The sequence below is a fragment of the Pseudomonas sp. CBC3 genome (genome assembly GCF_037967085.1).
Classification (GTDB): Bacteria; Pseudomonadota; Gammaproteobacteria; order Pseudomonadales; family Pseudomonadaceae; genus Stutzerimonas.
In genome coordinates this window covers 717,494-737,819 of sequence record NZ_JBANEO010000002.1, presented here as the reverse complement: position 1 = coordinate 737,819, position 20,326 = coordinate 717,494, and the positions used below count along the sequence as shown (strand labels likewise).

The 20,326-nt window shown below is 59.4% G+C and carries 16 protein-coding genes, 1 tRNA gene and 1 pseudogene; 4 read left to right on the top strand and 14 right to left on the bottom strand.

Annotated features, from left to right (window positions below; all coding sequences use genetic code 11):
• The first annotated feature begins 186 nt into the window (after nt 1–186).
• Together V6943_RS10640 and V6943_RS10635 are read left to right on the top strand one after the other, a co-directional pair.
• Nucleotides 187–1,194 (top strand): carbon-nitrogen hydrolase, encoded by a 1,008-nt coding sequence (locus tag V6943_RS10640; RefSeq protein WP_340553437.1) that lies wholly within the window; start codon nt 187–189, stop codon nt 1,192–1,194.
• On the top strand, nt 1,191–2,228 hold the full coding sequence (locus tag V6943_RS10635; protein ID WP_340553436.1) for an AraC family transcriptional regulator: 1,038 nt from the start codon (nt 1,191–1,193) through the stop codon (nt 2,226–2,228). The genes V6943_RS10640 and V6943_RS10635 overlap by 4 nt, the downstream gene beginning before the upstream one ends.
• Nucleotides 2,229–2,493: 265 nt before the next feature.
• On the opposite strand, the gene V6943_RS10630 is transcribed toward V6943_RS10635, so the two are convergent.
• From V6943_RS10630 to V6943_RS10615, 4 genes are all read right to left on the bottom strand, one after another.
• The gene (locus tag V6943_RS10630) at nt 2,494–2,655 is read right to left on the bottom strand and encodes a DUF2474 domain-containing protein (protein WP_340553435.1); all 162 of its coding nucleotides are present in this window, start codon (nt 2,653–2,655) and stop codon (nt 2,494–2,496) included.
• Between the two features lie 24 nt (nt 2,656–2,679).
• Entirely contained in the window at nt 2,680–3,687 is a 1,008-nt protein-coding gene (gene cydB / locus V6943_RS10625) for a cytochrome d ubiquinol oxidase subunit II (protein ID WP_131648444.1), read from the bottom strand.
• Between the two features lie 2 nt (nt 3,688–3,689).
• Entirely contained in the window at nt 3,690–5,129 is a 1,440-nt protein-coding gene (locus V6943_RS10620; RefSeq protein ID WP_131648443.1) for a cytochrome ubiquinol oxidase subunit I, read from the bottom strand.
• Between the two features lie 412 nt (nt 5,130–5,541).
• Nucleotides 5,542–5,618, bottom strand: a tRNA-Asp gene (locus V6943_RS10615).
• 349 nt (nt 5,619–5,967) lie between these two features.
• On the opposite strand from V6943_RS10615, the gene V6943_RS10610 reads away from it, so the two are divergent.
• Nucleotides 5,968–6,603, top strand: a complete 636-nt coding sequence (locus V6943_RS10610) for a type II secretion system protein N (protein ID WP_340553434.1) — start codon at nt 5,968–5,970, stop codon at nt 6,601–6,603.
• A gap of 3 nt (nt 6,604–6,606) precedes the next feature.
• Nucleotides 6,607–8,874, top strand: a complete 2,268-nt coding sequence (gene gspD, locus V6943_RS10605; protein WP_340553433.1) for a type II secretion system secretin GspD — start codon at nt 6,607–6,609, stop codon at nt 8,872–8,874.
• Nucleotides 8,875–8,923: 49 nt separating this feature from the next.
• On the opposite strand, the gene V6943_RS10600 is transcribed toward gspD, so the two are convergent.
• The 10 genes and pseudogenes from V6943_RS10600 to V6943_RS10555 all read right to left on the bottom strand — a co-directional run.
• On the bottom strand, nt 8,924–10,135 hold the full coding sequence (locus V6943_RS10600) for an O-succinylhomoserine sulfhydrylase (protein ID WP_340553432.1): 1,212 nt from the start codon (nt 10,133–10,135) through the stop codon (nt 8,924–8,926).
• Between the two features lie 45 nt (nt 10,136–10,180).
• Nucleotides 10,181–11,686: an amidophosphoribosyltransferase gene (gene purF, locus V6943_RS10595; RefSeq protein WP_131648440.1), complete on the bottom strand. Its 1,506-nt coding sequence runs from the start codon at nt 11,684–11,686 to the stop codon at nt 10,181–10,183.
• Between the two features lie 83 nt (nt 11,687–11,769).
• The gene (locus tag V6943_RS10590) at nt 11,770–12,282 is read right to left on the bottom strand and encodes a CvpA family protein (RefSeq protein ID WP_256048158.1); all 513 of its coding nucleotides are present in this window, start codon (nt 12,280–12,282) and stop codon (nt 11,770–11,772) included.
• Between the two features lie 120 nt (nt 12,283–12,402).
• On the bottom strand, nt 12,403–13,020 hold the full coding sequence (locus V6943_RS10585; protein ID WP_340553431.1) for an SPOR domain-containing protein: 618 nt from the start codon (nt 13,018–13,020) through the stop codon (nt 12,403–12,405).
• Nucleotides 13,004–14,308 carry a bifunctional tetrahydrofolate synthase/dihydrofolate synthase gene (folC, locus tag V6943_RS10580; RefSeq protein WP_340553430.1) on the bottom strand — a complete coding sequence of 435 codons (1,305 nt, stop codon included), beginning with the start codon at nt 14,306–14,308 and terminating at the stop codon, nt 13,004–13,006. The genes V6943_RS10585 and folC overlap by 17 nt, the downstream gene beginning before the upstream one ends.
• Nucleotides 14,305–15,198: an acetyl-CoA carboxylase, carboxyltransferase subunit beta gene (gene accD / locus V6943_RS10575; protein ID WP_340553429.1), complete on the bottom strand. Its 894-nt coding sequence runs from the start codon at nt 15,196–15,198 to the stop codon at nt 14,305–14,307. The genes folC and accD overlap by 4 nt, the downstream gene beginning before the upstream one ends.
• A 224-nt stretch (nt 15,199–15,422) precedes the next feature.
• On the bottom strand, nt 15,423–16,046 hold the full coding sequence (locus V6943_RS10570) for a phosphoribosylanthranilate isomerase (RefSeq protein ID WP_340553707.1): 624 nt from the start codon (nt 16,044–16,046) through the stop codon (nt 15,423–15,425).
• A 122-nt stretch (nt 16,047–16,168) separates the two neighbouring features.
• Entirely contained in the window at nt 16,169–17,032 is an 864-nt protein-coding gene (truA, locus tag V6943_RS10565) for a tRNA pseudouridine(38-40) synthase TruA (protein WP_340553428.1), read from the bottom strand.
• 2 nt (nt 17,033–17,034) lie between these two features.
• On the bottom strand, nt 17,035–19,770 hold the full coding sequence (locus tag V6943_RS10560) for a FimV/HubP family polar landmark protein (RefSeq protein WP_131648433.1): 2,736 nt from the start codon (nt 19,768–19,770) through the stop codon (nt 17,035–17,037).
• 152 nt (nt 19,771–19,922) lie between these two features.
• Nucleotides 19,923–20,009, bottom strand: a pseudogene (locus tag V6943_RS10555) (aspartate-semialdehyde dehydrogenase); the annotation flags it as partial.
• Between the last annotated feature and the right edge of the window lie 317 nt (nt 20,010–20,326).

Sequence of the window (20,326 nt, the reverse complement as noted above, 5' to 3'; positions counted from 1 at the left end):
CGCTGTAGTCAACGGTAAAATCGCCACGCCTCATGGGGTCGTGGTCGCTATGGATCGAAGATAAACAGGCGCCACGAAGCGCTCAATGATCGAAACTCACAACTGCCTGACCCTGGTGCGCAAAACACTTGGCAATCGTGAACGATATACCTAGTCTTTCCGCATATGCCTTCAGCAGCGCCTTCCATGCGTACCTACAGCAAATTGCTCGGTCTGACCGCCCTCGCCCTTGCCGCACTCATCATCTATCTGGACTGGACCGGTGACCGGCGCAGCGGCCCATTGCTATCCGATCTGCGCACGCTGCCGATCAATAGCCAGGGCCAACCGGGGTCCGCCGGTAATCTGCTCGGGATCGAAACGCGGCTGATGCCCGCCGATTATCAAAGCAGGGAGCGGTTGCAGCTGAAGTTCACCACCTACCTCGATCAGGCGCGTGACGCCGGCCTGCTGAACCCGCGCACGATCGTCGTGCTGCCGGAGCACGTCGGCACCGGCCTGTTCGCCCTGGGCGAAAAGCCCGAAGTGCAACAGGCACGTACGCTACGCGATGCCATGCAGTGGACGGCATTGAGCAATCCTTGGGACTACGTGCGCGCGCTGTTTGCCAACGAGGGCGGCCACCACCGCACCGAGGCCGTGCTGAAGATCAAAGGGCGGCAAATGGCCGCCGACTATCAACTCATCTTCGGCAATCTCGCGCGCGTCTACGGCGTCACGCTGGTCGCCGGCTCCATAGTGCTGCCCGAGCCGCGCCTCGAGGATGGCAGTCTACGGATCGGCGATGGTCCGTTGCGGCAAGTCAGTCTCAGCTTCGCCGCGGACGGCCAGCCCATTGGTCCGCTGCAATACAAAATGGCCTTAAGCCGCTATGAACGCCGCTACAGCCAGGCACCAGACCTGCCATCGTCTACGATGCCCACGCCTGCCGGGCGCCTGGCTGTGCTGATCGGCTGCGACGGCTATATCCGCCAGCCACCTACCGATGCTGAACTGCTCGCCCTCCCCGGCATGCGCGATAATCCGCACGCCAGTTGCGCAACCGCTCCCTTGCCGCAAACGTCGCTGCCCCGCATGGAAGTACGCACGTTCGGGCTGCCCTGGAATCTGGTCGGCTCGCCCCGTCGACCCGCACCGCAGCATTACAACGCGCCAGTGCAACTGAACAATCTGTGGCTGCCGGAGCGCTCGTGAATCGCCAGCGGGTGCGCCTCGGTGACCTCTCGGTTGGCTTCGTACACAGCCTGAGCAGTGCCCTGCAGGAAAAACAGATCGATCCGCAGCCGCTGCTGGATGCTTACGGTCTGGATCTGGCGCGCCTGTCCGAGCCACACGCACGCCTGTCCATCCCGCGTTATATGCGCCTCGGCCACACGGCTATCCAGCTGACTGGCGACCCGAGCCTGGGCCTGGAAATGGGGCGACTGCGCAAGGCCGGTCATCTGGGTCTGGTCGGAATAACCTCCGCCCAGGCGCCAACCGTTCGCGAAGCGGCACGCACCCTGATTCGCTACGAGCCGCTGTACGCATCCAACTACCGTGGCGCGTCGGCCTTTCATGAAGACGCCGAAGGGGCCTGGCTGCGGTTCTATTCGATCAGCCCTTACAACAGCTACAACCAGTTCGTCGTCGATACCGTATTGGCCAGCTGGATCACACAACTGGCCACGGTCGCCGCGAGTCCAATAACCCCGGTCGCGATTCATATCGAGTTCGAACGCCCCGACTATGCCGCGCGTTACGAGCCGATCTTTACGAAACCCGTTGAGTTCGCTGCCGAGCACAATCAGCTCCGGCTGGATAAAGCCACACTGGCGCTGCGCAACCCGGAGTACTGCCCGGGTACTTGGCGCCAGCTACTGGAACTTTGCGAAGCGGAACTGGAACAGCGGACCCGTACACGCAGCCTGCGGGAGCGGGTCACGCAACTTCTGGGGCCGATGCTCAAAGGCGGCGAGCCGGACCTTCAGCAAATTGCCAATCGACTGCAGCTGCCATCCTGGACGCTGCGTCGCAAACTGGATGAAGAAGGCACCAGCTATCGAGCCATTCTCAACGATACGCGCCGCGACCTGGCCATGACCTATATTCGCGACACCGAATTGGCGTTCGGCGAGATCGCCTGGCTTCTGGGCTTTTCCTCGGCGGAGGCGTTTCAGCGCGCATTCAAGCGCTGGAGCGGGCAAACGCCTGGCGAATACCGGCGCCAGCAGCGGCGTGCCGACTGATCAACTAAAGCTCGAAAGCGTCTTCGGCCGGCTCGGGACCATCCTGCTCGGCGGCGTGCCATTCGAGTATTTCGTCCTGGTAGTCATCCATAGGAGCGCTCCTCGTATTGGGTCTCTAATCGATAAATCCGTACCAGCACGCTAACGCGAGTACATGACCAAAACATGACCCGCTGCGCACCGATGTTGGAATATCTGAATAGCCCAAGCTCACCGCCACCACAACGCGCCTAAACGCCGCACAGCATCGCACTTGGCGCGACGTTCATGGAGTCGTCAGGCCGGCGGCCGTCATGAACTGACGCAGCAACCAGGCGACTACCCCAAGCACCAATACGCTTGCGGACCAGATCAGCACGAGCCAGGTCATGCGCTTCCATAACGGCTTGGCCTCTGATGATGCGCTGCTTTCACGCTCCTTTTGCATAGGATCCTTCATGACGCGACCAACTCAGTGATAGCCATCTTCGGCACTGACCTTTCCCCTGAACACGTAGTAACTCCAAGCCGTGTACATCAGGATCAGCGGAATGATCAACAGCGCCCCAACCAGCGTAAAACCCTGGCTCTGCGGCGGCGCGGCAGCTTCCCAAATGCTTACCGACGGCGGAATGATGTTCGGCCAGAGGCTGATGCCCAGGCCGCTGTAGCCAAGAAAGATCAGCGCCAGTGTGAACAGGAACGGCGAGTAATGGGCGTAGCGTGCGATCGAACGCAGCAGGCCGTATGTGCACAGCAGTACCAGGATTGGCACCGGCATGAAGAGAAACAGGTTCGGCATGCTGAACCAGCGCTCGGCGATGTCCGGATGCGTCAGCGGTGTCCACAAGCTCACGACGCCGGTCACCGCCAGCAGCGCCCAGACCAGCGGCACACCTATATCGTGCATGCGCCGCTGCAGATCACCGGCGGTTTTCATGATCAACCAGGTGCAACCCAACAAGGCATAAGCGACGATCAAGGCCAGCCCGCAGAACACCGAGAACGGCGTCAACCAATCCAGCGGGCCACCGACATAGGCCCGATCGGCCACCGGAAAGCCGTGGATGAAGGCGCCCAGCGCGACGCCTTGGAAGAAGGTCGCGGCGAGCGAGCCACCAATGAAGGCTTTGTCCCAGATATGTTGGCGCGCAGCGCTCGCCTTGAAACGAAACTCGAAGGCGACACCGCGAAAAATCAGCCCCATCAGCATGAAAATGATCGGCAGATACAGAGCGGACAGCACGACTGAGTAAGCCAGCGGGAAAGCGGCGAACAGTCCGGCACCGCCCAGCACCAGCCAGGTCTCGTTGCCATCCCAGATCGGCGCCACGGTGTTCATCGCCACGTCACGCTCGGAACTGTCGGCAAGGAACGGGAAAAGAATTCCGATACCCAGGTCGAAGCCGTCCATTACGACGTACATCATGATCCCGAAAATGATTATCACAGCCCAGATCAGCGATAGATCGACACCCATATTCAGTTCCTCTCGCCCAGTTGATCGCCGTGCTCATGGGGAATCGCCTCGTCGGCGGCGGAAATCGGCCGCATCGGCGTTCTTTTTTCACCGGGCCCACCTGCGCCCTTCTCGCTGCCTTCGTTGATGACCGGCCCTTTCGCAATCAACCGCAGCACGTAGACGAAACCGATGCCGAACACTGCGAAGTAGATGAGCACGAACAGCGCCAGCGTCAGGCCCAGCTGTTCGGCACCATGATTCGAGACTGCATCGGCGGTGCGCATCACGCCGTAAATAACCCACGGCTGACGGCCAATTTCCGTCGTGAACCAACCGGCGAGGATTGCGATGAGTCCCGAAGGTCCCATCCACAATGCCAGCCGCAGAAACGCACGCGATTCATACAACTTGCCGCTGCGCCGCAGCAAAAGACTCCATACGCCGGTGAGGATCATCAGAAAACCCAGCGCGACCATTATCCGGAACGTCCAAAACACGATCGTCGAGTTGGGCCGGTCTTCTGGAGGGAAATCTTTGAGGGCCGGAATGGGCTCGGTCAGGCTGTGCTTGAGAATGAGGCTGCCGAGGTACGGAATTTCCACCTTGAAGCGCGTCTCTTCACGCTCCATGTCCGGCCAGCCAAACAGCAGCAGAGGGGTTGGCTCGCCAGAGGAGTTATCCCAGTGCCCTTCCATCGCAGCGATTTTTGCGGGTTGATGCTCGAGCGTATTCAGACCATGAAAATCGCCGACCACAGCTTGAATTGGGGCAACGATCAGCGCCATCCACATGGCCATGGAAAACATCTTGCGAACCGCCGGATTGTCTCGTCCACGCAGCAGGTGCCAGGCCGCCGAAGCACCGACCATGAACGCCGTGGCAAGAAACGCCGCGATCGCCATGTGTGTCAGCCGATACGGAAACGACGGGTTGAAGACGATGGCGAACCAGTCCACCGGCACCACAATGCCATTGATGATCTCGTGGCCCTGGGGCGTATGCATCCAGCTGTTAGAGGCCAGGATCCAGAAGGTCGAGATCAGCGTGCCGACCGCCACCATGATCGTGGAAAAGAAGTGCAGCCCCGGTCCGACGCGGTTCCAGCCAAATAGCATGACGCCGAGGAACCCGGCCTCAAGGAAAAACGCGGTCAAAACCTCATAGGCCAGCAATGGCCCGGTCACGCTGCCGGCGAACTCCGAGAACGCGCTCCAGTTGGTGCCGAACTGGTAGGCCATGACGATACCGGAGACCACGCCCATGCCGAAGTTGACGGCGAATATCTTCAGCCAGAAGTGGTAGAGGTCGCGATATACACCACGTTTGGTCTTGAGCCATAGCCCTTCCAGCACGGCGAGAAAACTGGCCAGCCCGATCGTGATCGCCGGAAAGATGATGTGAAAGGAAATGGTGAAAGCGAATTGGATCCGCGCAAGCTCGAGAGCTTCTAAACCGAACATTCAAGGCCCCTCGTCAGTTAGCCGCGTGCCCATGGCAGATGGATGTCGTCACGCATTACTGACAGCAAGAAACCGCAAGGGTGCGCTCGATCGCTCGGCAACCACGTCGCTAGACCGAGCAGAACGCGCCATGACAGTGCAGAGCAAGGAGGACAGATGTAAGTACCATCGCTGCACGGTGCGATCAGGCGACGTCCCGATATGCAGAGCGCGGATGCGTAACGAAGAAAGCTGAGCGCGGTAAACAATCGCTTATCCGCACGGCAGAGCGGCGTGCTCAAAGGAGCCAGCGAAAATCAGCCAGGACACTCTCGAATGGATGCGCTAAATAACGGCGAGGCAGAAACGAAAAAAGCGACCCGAAGGTCGCTTTTTGCGAGACTTCCCAGCGGCTAGGGCCTGGAAGTAAATATGGCGCAGCGGACGGGACTCGAACCCGCGACCCCCGGCGTGACAGGCCGGTATTCTAACCGACTGAACTACCGCTGCGCGTCGGCCGGACTTTCGTCCGAATCGTAAGGCTTGCTGTTAAGCAGTGGCCAACCGAGTAACCAACCGGTTGATCGCCTTGCGAGGCGCGCAATTTACGCATCCACCCGAACCAAGTCAACTGTGCGCAGCGTTTTTTTCAGAAAAAATCCGGCCATTTGCAATCACTGCCAGGAATCGCACGTTGCCGGGCACCTTTTGCCTGAAAAACAGTCATTTGCACTGGCTATTTTAGGTGCTTCAGTTGTCATGGTCTGGTCTAGACTCCAGGCATGCCGGACATCGACGGTACCCACCAACCTCTACCCAAACAGCGTTCACCCTTATTCAGTTTCACGGAGTGCCTGGCTTGGCTTCCACCGCCGCCCTGCAGAATGTTCGCCAACACGCGCCGCTGATCATCAGCGCGGCTATCGTCGTGCTCTTCGGTCTCTATCTGGCTGGTCAGATCAGGGAATGGCTGCAACTTACCCAGGCGCCCTCGGCGGCTGCTGCGCAGAGCAGCCAGCCAGCGGGCGTCGCGCCGGATCTTCAACGCATGGAAAGCCTATTCGGCACCCCCGTATCGTCCAGCCAGGGCTACACAGCCGGGACATCAAATTCCGATCTGACCTTGCTAGGCAGCTTCGTACACGCCGATCCGGCCCGTTCCACGGCAATAATCCAGCTGAGCGGCTTTCCACCACAGCTATATCGGGTCGAAGAGGAACTGGAACCGGATGTCAGCCTGCACAGCGTTCACCCTGACAGCGTCGAAATACTGAGAGGCGGCCGCGTCGAAAGCCTGTATTTCCCGAGCGTTCGCTCCGCTACGGCGGTTCCCGACAACCTGCCGGACTACAGCGACCCTGCGGAGACGGAGTACGTCGACCCGCAAGCGAAAATGCTGCAACAGCAAATGGAAGCGCTCCGCCAACAGATGGAAGGGGCCACCAGCCCACCAGAAACCATGCCCACCGATGAACAGCCCACGGAAGACGACTGACTGATGCTGCCTTTTTCCTCTCGCCCGTTGATTGCATTGATCGCCGTTGGCGTACTCGCCGCTCCCCTGCCCTTGCTGGCGGTCGACCCCGGAATCGAGCCGAGCGAAACCCAACAGGACGGCTGGACGATCAACCTCAAGGATGCCGACATTCGCGCCTTCGTCGATCAGATCAGCCAACTGACGGGGCAGACCTTCATCGTCGACCCACGGGTCAAGGGACAGGTCAGTGTCGTGTCATCGACGACGCTCTCGCTAGCAGAGGTCTACCAGCTGTTCCTGTCGGTCATGGCGACTCACGGATTCAGCGTGCTCACCCAGGGCGAAGTCACGCGAATCGTGCCGAACGCCGAAGCAAAATCGGAGGCAGGCGGAGGACCGGCCGGCGGCGATCTACTGGAAACCCGTGTCATCCAGGTCCAGCACACTTCTGCCACCGAATTGATCCCACTGATTCGCCCGCTGGTCCCGCAATATGGCCATCTCGCCGCGGTCGGTTCGGCCAATGCACTGATCATCAGTGATCGCAGTGCAAACATCGCCCGCATCGAAGATCTGGTCCGTCAACTCGACCGCGCCCAAACCGACGACCACAGCGTGGTCAATCTGCAGTATGGCTGGGCCGTGGACATTGCCGAAGTGCTGCGCAACACGCTGGCACGGGGCGAAGCCCGGGATACCGCAGGCGCACAGATCATTGCCGATTCACGCACCAATCGACTGATCTTTACCGGGCCGGAACAGGCGCGGCAGAAACTTGCCAATCTGGCGAGGACACTCGACACGCCAAGCACCCGATCGGCCAATACACGCGTCATCCGCCTGCGCCATAACGATGCCAAGTCCTTGGCCGAGACCCTCGGCGATATTTCCGAAGGTCTCGCAACACCAGTGGATGGCGAGGTTCAGGGCGGCCGTTCGCAGAACATCCTGATTCGCGCCGATGAAAGCCTCAACGCCCTGGTCATGCTCGCCGAACCCGAACTGATCGGCACCCTGGAGTCGATCGTGCGTCAGCTAGATATTCCACGTGCGCAGGTTATGGTCGAGGCTGCCATCGTTGAAGTTTCCGGCGATATCACCGACGCACTCGGCGTCCAGTGGGCGGTCGATGCGCGCGGAGGCACGGGCGGTGCCGGCGGCGTCAGCTTCGGCAATACCGGCATATCCATCGGCAGTGTGCTCAATTCGATCAACGAGGACGAGATACCAAGCAACCTTCCTGATGGCGCGATTATTGGGGTCGGCACGCGCAGCTTCGGCGCATTGATCACTGCGTTGTCTGCCAACAGCAAGAGCAACCTCCTGTCGACGCCCAGTCTGCTGACGCTGGACAATCAGGAGGCCGAAATTCTCGTGGGACAGAACGTGCCCTTTCAGACCGGCAGTTACACGACGGACTCGTCCGGCGCAAACAATCCGTTTACCACCATCGAACGCCAGGACGTGGGTGTGACACTGAAGGTGGTGCCGCACATCAACGACGGAGCCACGCTGCGCCTGGAAATCGAACAGGAGATTTCCACGATCGCGCCATCGGCATCGCTTTCGGCGCAAGCGGTCGACTTGGTGACGAACAAGCGTTCGATCAAGAGCACCATTCTCGCGGAAGACGGCCAGGTGATCGTACTGGGAGGCCTCATTCAGGACGACGTTACCCGCACCGACTCGAAGGTCCCGCTCCTCGGAGATATCCCGTTTCTAGGCGCGCTGTTTCGTTCTACTCAGGAAACTCACATCAAGCGCAATCTGATGGTGTTTCTGCGCCCGACCGTTATCCGAGATCGCGCTGGGCTGGCAGCGCTGTCCGGCAAGAAATACAGCGATATCCGGGTCATCGAAACCGGCTCGGACAGCCCGAGCATCCTCCCTGCCACGCCAGAGCGGCTGTTTGACGGCCAAGGTCAGCCAGCACCGGCCATCGATCTTCGCTCCAACGAACCGGAGCAGCGCCGTGCGATTCCCAAAGCGCCGGCAACACAACGAGCCCCGGCAGTCTCCGCTCCCATGCCGCAAAGGGAACAGTCATCGATTCGCTCTGGCTGGGCCGTCCAGGTAGCCAGCCTGCAGAACCGCGATAGCGCCGAAGCGCTACGGGGAAAGCTGGGTGCTGAAGGATTCGATACCTATATAAGAACGACAGGCCGGACACATCGCATATTCGTCGGGCCAATGGAGCAGCGCCAGGAAGCCAGTCGGGTCCGCGACCAGCTCTCCGAGGAACAGCGCCTGGACGGTTTCGTAGTGAGCTTCGACGCTGGGGACAACTGAGATACCGTGCAATCCGGATTGAGGACGATCCTTCGTCCCCAATTCAGCATCACAGCGCAGCCAGCCCTCGGGCGAGATCGGCTTTCAAGTCAGCCACATCTTCCAGGCCCACGGCCACACGGATCAGACTGTCACGGATGCCAGCGGTTGCACGATCTTCCGGCGAAAGCCGACCGTGAGTGGTCGACCCTGGATGAGTGATGGTGGTCTTGCTGTCGCCCAGATTGGCGGTGATGGAGATGAGCCGGGTCGCGTCGATAAAGCGCCACGCAGCCTCCTTGCCGCCCGCAACCTCGAAGCTCAGCACAGCCCCAAAGTCCTTCTGTTGACGCTTGGCCAGCTCGTGCTGCGGGTGGCTGGTCAGGCCAGCGTAGTAAACCTTTTCGACTCCCGGTTGCTGCTCGAGCCACTCAGCGAGCGCCTGCGCGTTTGCGCAGTGCGCCTGCATACGCAGCCGCAGGGTCTCCAGCCCCTTGAGAAACACCCAGGCATTGAACGGGCTCAACGTCGGACCCGCCGTGCGCAGAAAGCCCACCACTTCTTTCATCTGCTCGGCTCGGCCGGCCACCACGCCGCCCAGACAGCGCCCCTGGCCGTCGATGTACTTGGTGGCGGAATGAATAACGATGTCAGCGCCGAGCGCCAATGGTTGCTGCAGCACCGGTGTGCAAAAGCAGTTATCCACCGCCAGCATGGCGCCCTTGGCATGGCAGAGTTCGGCCAACGCCTCGATATCGACCAGCTCGGCAAGCGGGTTCGAAGGTGACTCGACGAATACCAGTCGCGTATTGGGTTTGAATGCGGGCTCCCAAACGTCAACTTCCGTGAGCGGAACGTAGTCGACTTCAAGCCCGAAGCGTTTCAGATATTTCTCGAACAACGAAACCGTCGCACCGAAGACGCTGCGCGAAACCAGCACATGATCGCCAGCGGAGCACAGGCTCATCACCGTTGCCAGGATCGCAGCCATCCCAGATGCGGTCGCCACGGCTTGCTCGGCACCTTCCATAGCGGCGATACGCTCTTCGAACGCACGCACGGTGGGGTTGGTATAGCGCGAATAGACATTTCCCGGCACTTCACCGGCAAAACGTGCGGCGGCGTCGGCGGCACTCCGGAACACGTAGCTGGATGTGAAGAACAGCGGCTCGCCATGCTCACCTTCGGGCGAGCGGTGCTGGCCCGCACGAACAGCCAGAGTATCCATGCCCACTCCGGACAGATCACTGTCCAGCCGGCCTGCGTCCCAGTCAGTTGTCATAAGTTGTCCACCCTGAACGGAGGCGGCAAGCCGCCGAATTGTCGATCAGTTGTTATGGAGATCGATGATAGCGCTGCCCGTGATGCTCTTGCTTTTGCTCAAGTCGTTACGTGCCTGCTCGATTTTGTGCAGGTAGACCTCATCGATATCGCCGGTCACGTATTTGCCATCGAATACCGCACAATCGAAATTCTCAATCTTCACCTTGCCGCCACCGACCGCATCGATCAGATCATCCAGATCCTGATAAACCAGCCAGTCGGCGCCGATCAGCTCTGCAACTTCCTCGGTACTGCGATTATGCGCGATAAGTTCGTGGGCGCTGGGCATGTCGATGCCGTAGACGTTCGGGTAGCGAACGGCCGGTGCGGCGGAGCAGAAATAGACATTCTTCGCCCCTGCTTCGCGGGCCATCTGGATGATCTGCTTGCAGGTCGTGCCGCGGACGATGGAGTCATCCACCAGCATGACGTTCTTGCCACGGAATTCGAGATCGATGGCATTGAGCTTCTGCCGCACCGATTTCTTGCGCGCGGCCTGCCCCGGCATGATGAAGGTCCGGCCGATGTAGCGGTTCTTGACGAAGCCTTCTCGAAACTTCACACCCAGCCGGTTAGCCAGCTCAAGCGCCGCAGTACGGCTAGTGTCAGGAATCGGGATGACCACGTCGATATCGTGATCCGGACGTTCGCGAAGAATCTTGTCGGCCAGCTTTTCGCCCATCCGCAGACGGGCCTTGTATACCGACACGCCATCCATCAGGGAATCCGAACGCGCCAGGTAGACGTGCTCGAAGATGCAAGGCGCGTAATGGGGGTTCGGCGCGCACTGACGGGTATGCAGCTTGCCGTCCGATGTGATGTAAACCGCTTCGCCTGGAGCGAGATCCCGGATCAACGAGAAGCCCAGCACATCCAGTGCGACGCTTTCGGAGGCGATCATGTACTCGACACCATGCTCGGTGTGCCGCTGCCCGAACACGATCGGGCGAATGGCATTCGGATCGCGGAAACCGACGATGCCGTAACCCGTCACCATGGCCACTACCGCGTAGCCGCCGACACAACGCTCATGGACCTTGGCCACGGCGGCGAAAACGTCCTCTTCGGTGGGCTGCAGCTTGCCCCGCACCGCCAGCTCGTGGGCGAACACGTTGAGCAGCACCTCCGAATCGGAGTTGGTGTTCACGTGGCGTAGGTCGGATTCGTAGATTTCCTTGGTCAGCTGATCGACGTTGGTCAGGTTGCCGTTGTGCGCCAACGTAATGCCATACGGGGAGTTCACATAGAACGGCTGTGCCTCCGCCGAGCTGGAGCTGCCCGCAGTGGGATAACGTACGTGACCGATTCCCATGTTACCGACCAGACGCTGCATGTGACGCTGCTGAAAGACGTCGCGGACCAACCCGTTGTCCTTGCGCAGAAACAGCTTGCCGCCGTCACTGGTTACGATTCCGGCCGCATCCTGCCCACGATGTTGTAGTACGGTAAGTGCGTCATATAACGCCTGATTGACGTTCGACTTACCGACGATGCCGACAATGCCACACATGCAAGGAACCTCTCAGTTAATACAGGCTGACCCGGACATGACACAGACCTGAAGGCCCAACACACCCGTTGAAAATGCTCGTCTCAGCCGGACGCATCGAGCGAGCCGGCTACCCATTGGCTTCCAAACCCGAGAATCAGATTTTTCGACCAGTCGGCAACCAATAGAAAATGGGGCAGCAGTGTCGACTCACGCCACCACGGATCCTGGTGTACAGGCGCGAGGCTGAGCAGACCAACGAGCACAACGATCAAAAGCCCGCCACGAGCCGCACCGAATACCATTCCGAGAAAGCGATCCGTGCCTGACAAGCCGGTTACCCGAACCAGCTCCCCGATGAGGAAATTGACCAGCGCGCCGACCAGTAGCGTCACGATGAACAGAATCGCGCATGCCGCGATGACCTGAAAAGAAGGGGTACTGATGAACTCGGCAAGATGATGGGACAGCGCACCACCGAACATCCAGGCAACCACGCCAGCAATGATCCAGGTGAGCAGCGAAAGCGCTTCCTTAACGAAGCCGCGTTTCAAGCTGATCAGGCTGGAGATGACCACAACGGCGATAAACGCCCAATCGACCCAGGTGAGCGTCACAGGGTTTCCTGCTAAGGAGAAAGGCGGCGCATTTTAGCAGAGCGCCCGCGAAGGGGTAAGCAGGCAATCATGCTTACCCGCGGAGCGGCGGGACGACCAGCGACAAGCCTGCCCCCTTGCTTAACCCTGTTCAGGCTTGAAACGGACTACGAACCCGTTCAGCTTTTGCTGGCGTTGTAGTTGATCACGAAGGCGGTTGGCTTCCGCTCGCTCGACAAGCGGCCCGACGAAGACCCGGTTCATCCCGTCTGCGGTACGTATATAAGCGTTATACCCCTGAGAACGCAGTGTCTTCTGCAGCTTGTCGGCATTCTCGCGACTCGACAGGCTGGCCAACTGCACCGACCAGCTGATCGGCAAATTAGCCGTGTCCAATCGCTTCTCTTCTGGAGCGGTCGGCGGCGTCTCGGCGGTTGCCGACTCAGGTGCTGCTGGCGCGGGCGCTGACTCGACAGGGGTTGGAGCCGGATTGATAGGCGTCGCGGGCTGGGAAGCTGCATTCTCCTCGATGATTTCGAACTCTTCCGGGAAAGGCTCGACCTCGGGCTCAGGCACCTCCACAGGCTGCGCCTCTATCACAGGCGCAGCAGGCGCTTCGGGCATTTCCGGCGCATCCACGACTATCTGCCGGCCGGCATCTTCGCGGTTGAACAGCATCGGAACGAATATTACCGCCAGTGCCAGAAGCACCAAGGCGCCAACGATACGCTGCAACAATCCCTTATCTACCAAGACCATATTCCCCACTGGTTGCGTGCCGATCGATCCAGCTCAGCGCATCGGCCACACAGTAAAAAGACCCGAACAGCAATATCTCGTCGCCATCGACAGCCAGATCGCACTGACCTTCGAGCGCCTGGGATATCCCCGGATAGATAGTGACGCTTGCATTGTGTTCCAGCAATGCCGCACTCAGCTCAGCTGCCGAGCGCGAGCGAGGCGTAGCCAGTGGCGCAACCGCCCAGACATCGACCACAGGCAGCAATGCATCGATCACGCCAACCAGATCCTTGTCGGCCAGCAGACCGAATACCGCCAGCCGACGGCCAGGCTTCGGTTGCCGCTGCAGGTGTCTGGCCAGATATCCAGCCGCGTGCGGGTTGTGCCCGACATCGAGCAGTATCGACAAGTCACGTCCTTGCCAACGGATCGTCCGTCGGTCCAGACGCCCGGTGACACGAGTGTTCAGCAGAGCCTCAACCAGCCGCTCCGGCTGCCAGGACGACTGCAGCAATGCAAACGTTTGCAACGCCACAGCTGCATTTTCCATTGGCAACGCCAGCATCGGCAGATTCCGCAATTCCAAGGGATTACCCGCCCCGTCTCGGCCACGCCAGTGCCAACGGGTCGCCTCCATCGCCAGATCGAAATCACGTCCACGGACCAGCAACGGCACAGTCGCCTCAGTCGCGTTTTTCAGCATGGAGTCTGGCGGAGCGGGATCACCACATACGGCAGGCTTTGCGGGGCGGAATATCCCGGCTTTTTCAAACGCCACGCTTTCGCGCGTATCACCGAGCCATTCGGCATGGTCCAGTCCGATATTGGTGACGACCGCCACGTCCGCATCGATCAGATTCACCGCGTCGAGACGGCCGCCAAGCCCGACTTCCAACACCACGGCGTCCAGCGCCTCACGTTCGAAAAGCCAGAAAGCGGCGAGCGTGCCCATTTCGAAATAGGTCAGTGATACTGAACCTCGTGCTTGCTCGACCGCCTCGAAGGCTTCACACAACGCCTCATCACTGGCATCCGTCCCATTGAGACGAACGCGCTCGTTGTAACGCAATAGATGAGGCGAGCTGTAGACGCCCACTTTCTTGCCCTGCCCTGTGAGCATCTGGGCGATGAAAGCGCAGGTCGATCCCTTACCATTGGTGCCGGTAACGGTAACCACCTGCGGAGCCGGGCGCTTGAGACCAAGCTTTGTCGCCACCTCACGGCAACGATCAAGGCCCATATCGATAGTGGTGGGGTGCAGCTGCTCAAGATAATCGAGCCAGTTCTGCAGGCTCCGCCGATTCATGCGCTGGCCGTTACCAACGCAGGCTCCGCCGGGGTCGGCAGATGTTGCAGCTGAGCGAGAAGGCGCGACAAGCGATTACGCAGATCGGATCGCGGAACGATCAGGTCGATGGCACCATGATCAAGCAGGAACTCACTGCGCTGAAAACCTTCAGGCAGCTTTTCACGCACTGTCTGCTCGATCACTCGGGGCCCAGCAAAACCGATCAGGGCCTTGGGCTCGGCGACGATGACATCGCCCAGCATGGCCAAACTTGCCGATACACCACCATAAACCGGATCGGTAAGTACGGAAATGAACGGCAATCCTTCTTCACGCATGCGGGCCAGCACTGCGGAGGTCTTGGCCATCTGCATGAGCGAGATCAGCGCTTCCTGCATACGAGCACCGCCGGAAGCTGCGAAGCAGATCAGAGGACAACGCTGCTCAAGCGCGGCGTTGGCCGCCTGAACGAAGCGCTCCCCAACGATCGCGCCCATGGAACCGCCCATGAAGGAGAACTCGAACGCGCAGGCCACGACCGGCATGTTCATCAAGGTACCCCGCATGGCGACCAGTGCATCCTTTTCGCCGGTCTGTTTCTGCGCCGCGGACAGGCGATCCTTGTACTTCTTGCTGTCGCGAAACTTCAGTCGGTCGACAGGCTCGAGGTCGGCGCCGATCTCTTCGCGCTCCTCCTTGTCGAGAAAAATATCCAGACGCGTACGTGCGTCGATGCGCATGTGATGCTGGCATTTCGGGCAGACATCCAGCGTTTTTTCCAGCTCCGGGCGATATAGCACCGCCTCGCAGGACGGACATTTGTGCCACAGGCCCTCGGGTACTGAACTCTTCTGCGATTCCGAGCGCATGATCGAAGGGATCAGCTTGTCTACTAGCCAGTTGCTCATGCTTTTATTCTCCACAGCTTGTCTGTCCCGCGCGTAACGACTGCACGCACCGAAAAAATTCATCGTTGCGACCGGTCTCCATTCGGAGCTCACTGCGTCGCGTAGGCGATAGCCAAGGAATCGCTATCGCTGAAGTCTGATCGCCGTCTGGCACCAGATCGGTAACAGTGGCGAGGTTCGCCAAACCAGCGAATGGTAACTGGACGGCAATGCCCCCGCGCTCGTCACATCGAAGATCTTACTGACCGAACGAAGTCCCGCACTTTCTGCGCATCTTTGACGCCCTTGCTCAGCTCTACTCCCCCACTCACGTCGACGGCGAACGGACGCACCTCGGCCAGCGCCTGACGAACATTTTGCGAAGTCAGCCCGCCAGCCAATATCAGTGGTTTGGGCAGATTTGCAGGGATCAGGGACCAATCGAACGCCTCGCCCGTCCCGCCAGGAACACCGGCAACAAAGGTATCGAGCAGAATTGCGCTAGCCCCAGCGTAGCGTGCGGCCTGCACCCGGACATCCTCACCCGCCTTGACTCTGAGCGCTTTGTACCACGGCCGATGAAAGCCTTCGCAGTCTGCCGGCGTTTCGTCACCATGAAATTGCAGTACATCCAGCGATACGGCATCCAGCGTTTCATTGATCTCGCAACGCGATGCGTTGACGAACAAGCCTACGGTGGTGACGAAAGGCGGCAGAGCGGCAATGATGACCCGCGCCTGCTGGATATTTACCGCGCGCGGGCTCTTCGCATAGAACACCAGGCCAATCGCATCCGCACCGGCTTCGGCAGCGACGAGCGCGTCCTCAACCCGGGTGATTCCACATATCTTGCTACGAACGATAGGCAACGGCAGGCACCTGCGATAAAAGACCTCGGATGGTAACAAAAGCGCTACAGGCTGCAACCCGCATCACTTTATCGTCCATTTCCGAAGGATGACTCGTCACTTGTCCGGCCGCTGGCATCAGGTCAGATGATTCGCACATCCGGCAGGCCTGACAGGAAATGTGGCCCAAGATAGCGCTCAGGCAATTCGAACTGCCCGGGGTAATCTACCTGAACGAGATACAAGCCGTAGGGATGCGCGGTAACACCACCCGTTCGCCTTACACGCGACTCCAGCACTTCCCTCGCCCATTCGACCGGGCGCTCGCCCGCCCCGATGGTCATCAACACACCGGCAAAGTTACGCACCATGTGGTGCAGAAAGGCATTGGCATGCACGTCGATCACAATCAGCCTGCCATACTCGAGCAGCTCCAGATGGTGAATGGTTTTGATCGGTGATTTCGCCTGGCACTGGCGCGCTCTGAAAGCACTGAAGTCGTGGGTTCCGACGAATGCTTTGGCCGCTTCGCGCATACGCGTGATATCCAATGGCCGGTGGTTCCAAGTCACCTCTTCGGCAAGATGAGCCGGGCGAATCTGGTCGTTGTAGATGACGTAGCGATAACGACGCGCCATGGCACTGAAGCGCGCGTCGAAGCTCTTGGGCATTTCTTTGGCCCAGGTCACACTGATATCACCTGGCAGATTCATGTTCGCGCCCATTACCCAGGCGTGCATGGAGCGCGTCACTGGAGTATCGAAATGCACCACCTGGGCGCAGGCATGAACGAGCGCATCGGTACGTCCGGCACAACTCAGCGTTATCGGGTGCCCGCCGGCCACCTTACTCAAGGCATTTTCCAGCGAGAGCTGAATTGACGGCACGCCATCGCGTTGCCGTTGAAACCCACGATAACGGGAGCCCTTGTATTCCACACCAAGGGCAATTCTGAAAACGCCAGCGGCAGCCGTTAGGGCTGCCGCTTCAGGTACTGCTTCGATCATGGTCAGGCTAGTTTGGCGAGCATCTCTCGCGCCTCTTGCTGCTGGGTATCGCTGCCCTCGTTCATGACCTCATCGAGGATATCGCGAGCGCCTTCGGCATCACCCATATCGATATAGGCGCGGGCAAGGTCCAGCTTGGTGGTGGTTTCATCGGTGTCAGCGAAGAAATCGAAATCATCGTCAAGCCCCTCCGAGGTTGACTCGGCCTCAAGCGCGGCCTCCGGCTCCGATAGGTCGAGCGGCTCGCCCATGTCTCGCGACAAGGCTTCAGACTCAGTTTCGGCCTCGTCGAACTCGGAGATAGACGTTTCGGATACCGCTCCGCCGCTGGTCTCGTCAGAGACCGACAGATCGAATTCATCCGGCATGTCCGCAGACTGGACTTGATCGGCGAGCTGGAAATCAAACTCCTCGGCAGCAGGCTCGCCCGTTACTGGCTTCGACAGTTCTTCGTCGAGGTCTAACAGCACATCGTCATCGGCAGTAGAAGCTTTCGGCTGATCGTCAAGATCGAGCGAGAAACCGGCAAGTTCGGCTTCAAGGGATTGCATATCCGCTTCGGACGATTTGTCCAGGTCAAATTCGAAATCGTCAGCGGCCTGCTCCTGCGCAGCGGCGTCAAGATTGAGGTCATCGAAATTGAGCTCGTCAAGCTCCCCTGAGGCCTCGCCAGACGGGGCTACGGCTGTTTCAGTCAGGTCATCATCAAGCTCAAGATCGTCCAGACTCAGGTCAAAGGCGTCATCCGACATCTGCTCAGCAGTCGTTGCCGAAGCCGGTTCGTCAAGTTGGAGATCATCCAGGCTGAAGCTCTCGAAGTCATTGGTGCTTGTCGCGGCGGTTGCCGCAGCGAAGCCAGCTGCTGAAGCCATTGCCGGATAACGGAGCTTCGTTTGTTCAATTGCGTCCAACGAGCCGCCGATTTCGCGGAGCTCCGCCTCTTGCCGAGCGAAACCATCCCGATCACCAAGTTCGGCATAGACTTCCATCAGCTTCAATCGCAGGTCACTGCGCTGCGGCTCATCGTTCAATGCATTCTGCAGCAGGTCGGCAGCCTGATTAAAACGTCCGTAAGCGATGTAGATATCGGCCTCGGCCAAAGGGTCGTTGGTAGCGGCAGCGAGCGAGTCAGCCGAATGTTCGCCGCTGTCTTTAACGGTCGACTCCACAGCGGACGAATCGAGATCCTGCTGCGCCATGTAGAACGTGTCAGGTGAACTATCGGCAAGCAGGCTTTCCTGCAGTTCAGCTTCCTTCAAAGCGTTGCGGCGTGACAACGCCATCAGCCCGACCAGCAATAGCAAAAGGGCTCCGCCACCCAAGGCGCCGAGGAGAATGGGATTGGCCAACAGCTCGTCGACGTAGCTATCAGCTTCAGGCTCTTGTACCGCTGGGGCCGATGCTGCCGGAGCCGGTGTGACCGGCGCCTGTGCAGCCGGCTCCGCATCTACCGCTGCTTCTCCCTGGGTCGCTGCTGGGGCTACGACCTCAGCACCAGCAACTTCGGGCTCGGCATTGGTTTCTGTTACCGCTTCGGACGTTTCCGGCGCGACGTTAGCGTTTGAATCAATTTCACCAGTCGAAGGCAGTGCGGATGTCGCATCGCCTCCCGGCTCGACCCCCGCTGCCAGTTGAGCCTGTAGTTTGGCTAACTGGTCGTCCTTGAGCTGCATCAGGCGCTGCAGCTTGTCGAGTTGACCCTGAAGATCGTTGAGACGGTCCTTGAGATCCAGATTTTCGCGACGACTGGAATCAAGACTTTCCTCGGAAACCGCGAGCTTGTCACGCAAGGCCTGAGCATCGGCTCCGCTTCCAGTATCACTGCCGGCTGTGGCTTCGCCGGCTTCCGGTGCGACCAAGCGCAGATTATCGCCCTGCTCGCTACGCGATGGTGCCGCTCCCACTGAATCACGCTGGGTCGCATCTAGCTGGCGTGTGCCTGCTGCGCCAGAGACGGCAGCCTGACGCCAACTTGCGTTCTGTTGCGCGACTTGCTGAATCGCCTCGGCTTGTGACCGGCTACCGATTTGCTCGGCATTCGGTAGGCGAAGCACCTGACCATTCTTCATTCGGTTGATGTTGCCAGCGATGAAAGCGTCAGGGTTCAGGTCTTGAATGGCCAGCATGGCCTGATGAACGGTGCCCCCTTGGCGGGCGCGCTCGGCAACTTCCCACAGCGTGTCATTGGGGGTGACTTTGTATTGCTCACCTTGCAGCGCGGAAGCGCCGGCAGGCGCTGGTGCAGGCCGCGTTGCGACTCGCGGCGCCGTCTCGGACCGAACGATTGGCGCTGCAATAGGCAACTGAGGGGCAACGGAAGCAGCAATTTCCGGCGAATAAAGCGGCGGGTCCAGCAGGAGCGTGTATTCGCGCAGCAGCCGACCGTTGGGCCAGAGCACCTCAATGAGGAAGTTCAAGTAAGGTTCGCGAACCGGCTTGGTCGATGAAACCCGGATAACGCTCTTGCCATCAGGGCGCAAAACCGGGGTAAAGGTCAGGTCCGTCAGGAAATACTGGCGGTCAACACCCGCCCGATTGAAATCTTCCGCAGATGCCAGAACCGGGACCACTTCACCCGGCGCCAGTGTTTTCGCATCCAACAATTCGATTTCAGCCACCAGCGGTTGATTCAGTGCCGACTTCAGCGTGACCTCTCCCAGCCCCAGCGCGTACGCCATTTCGGAAGTCAGCGCGGTAGCAGCCGCGATTGCCAGCACCAGATTGCGAACCCGAACCATTATGTAATCCCTTGTTTTTTAACTTTTCTCGGATCTTCGAGAAGGGTCTTATAGACGCTGCCCGTGCCCGCCAGATGGCGGCCCCCCGTCAGCGATAAGCCTAAACAGCGCAGCTAGCTAGAATAGTTATTCGAATTGCCGGTAAGTATCTTTTACAGATAGTGTTTTATCAATAACTCACCAGACCGCACGGCATTGCCCGCCACGCCTTTTGCCACGTTATCAGACACAATCCACAATTCGCGTTCTCCTGCTTCGACGAAGCTGCAGCCTGCTCGCGAACCGGTAACCCTTGTACTTCATTGCGAACAAGACGCTCAACGAAACAATGCGAAACCCTGGCCGTGTAGTTATTAAGCAATATCTATCGGCCCGCCACCTAAATATGGAAACGAAAAACACAGTCCTTAACCGCGTCGATACCCACACATGGTGAGCCGTTCCGAAGGGCGTCACTGTAGCCGAAGCAGATCGTCCCGCTGCGAGGTTAAGCCTAGATCCGACGAACGCGCCATGCAGAGCCTTCGCTGCAGAGCGCTCAGCTAGACAGCTTCGA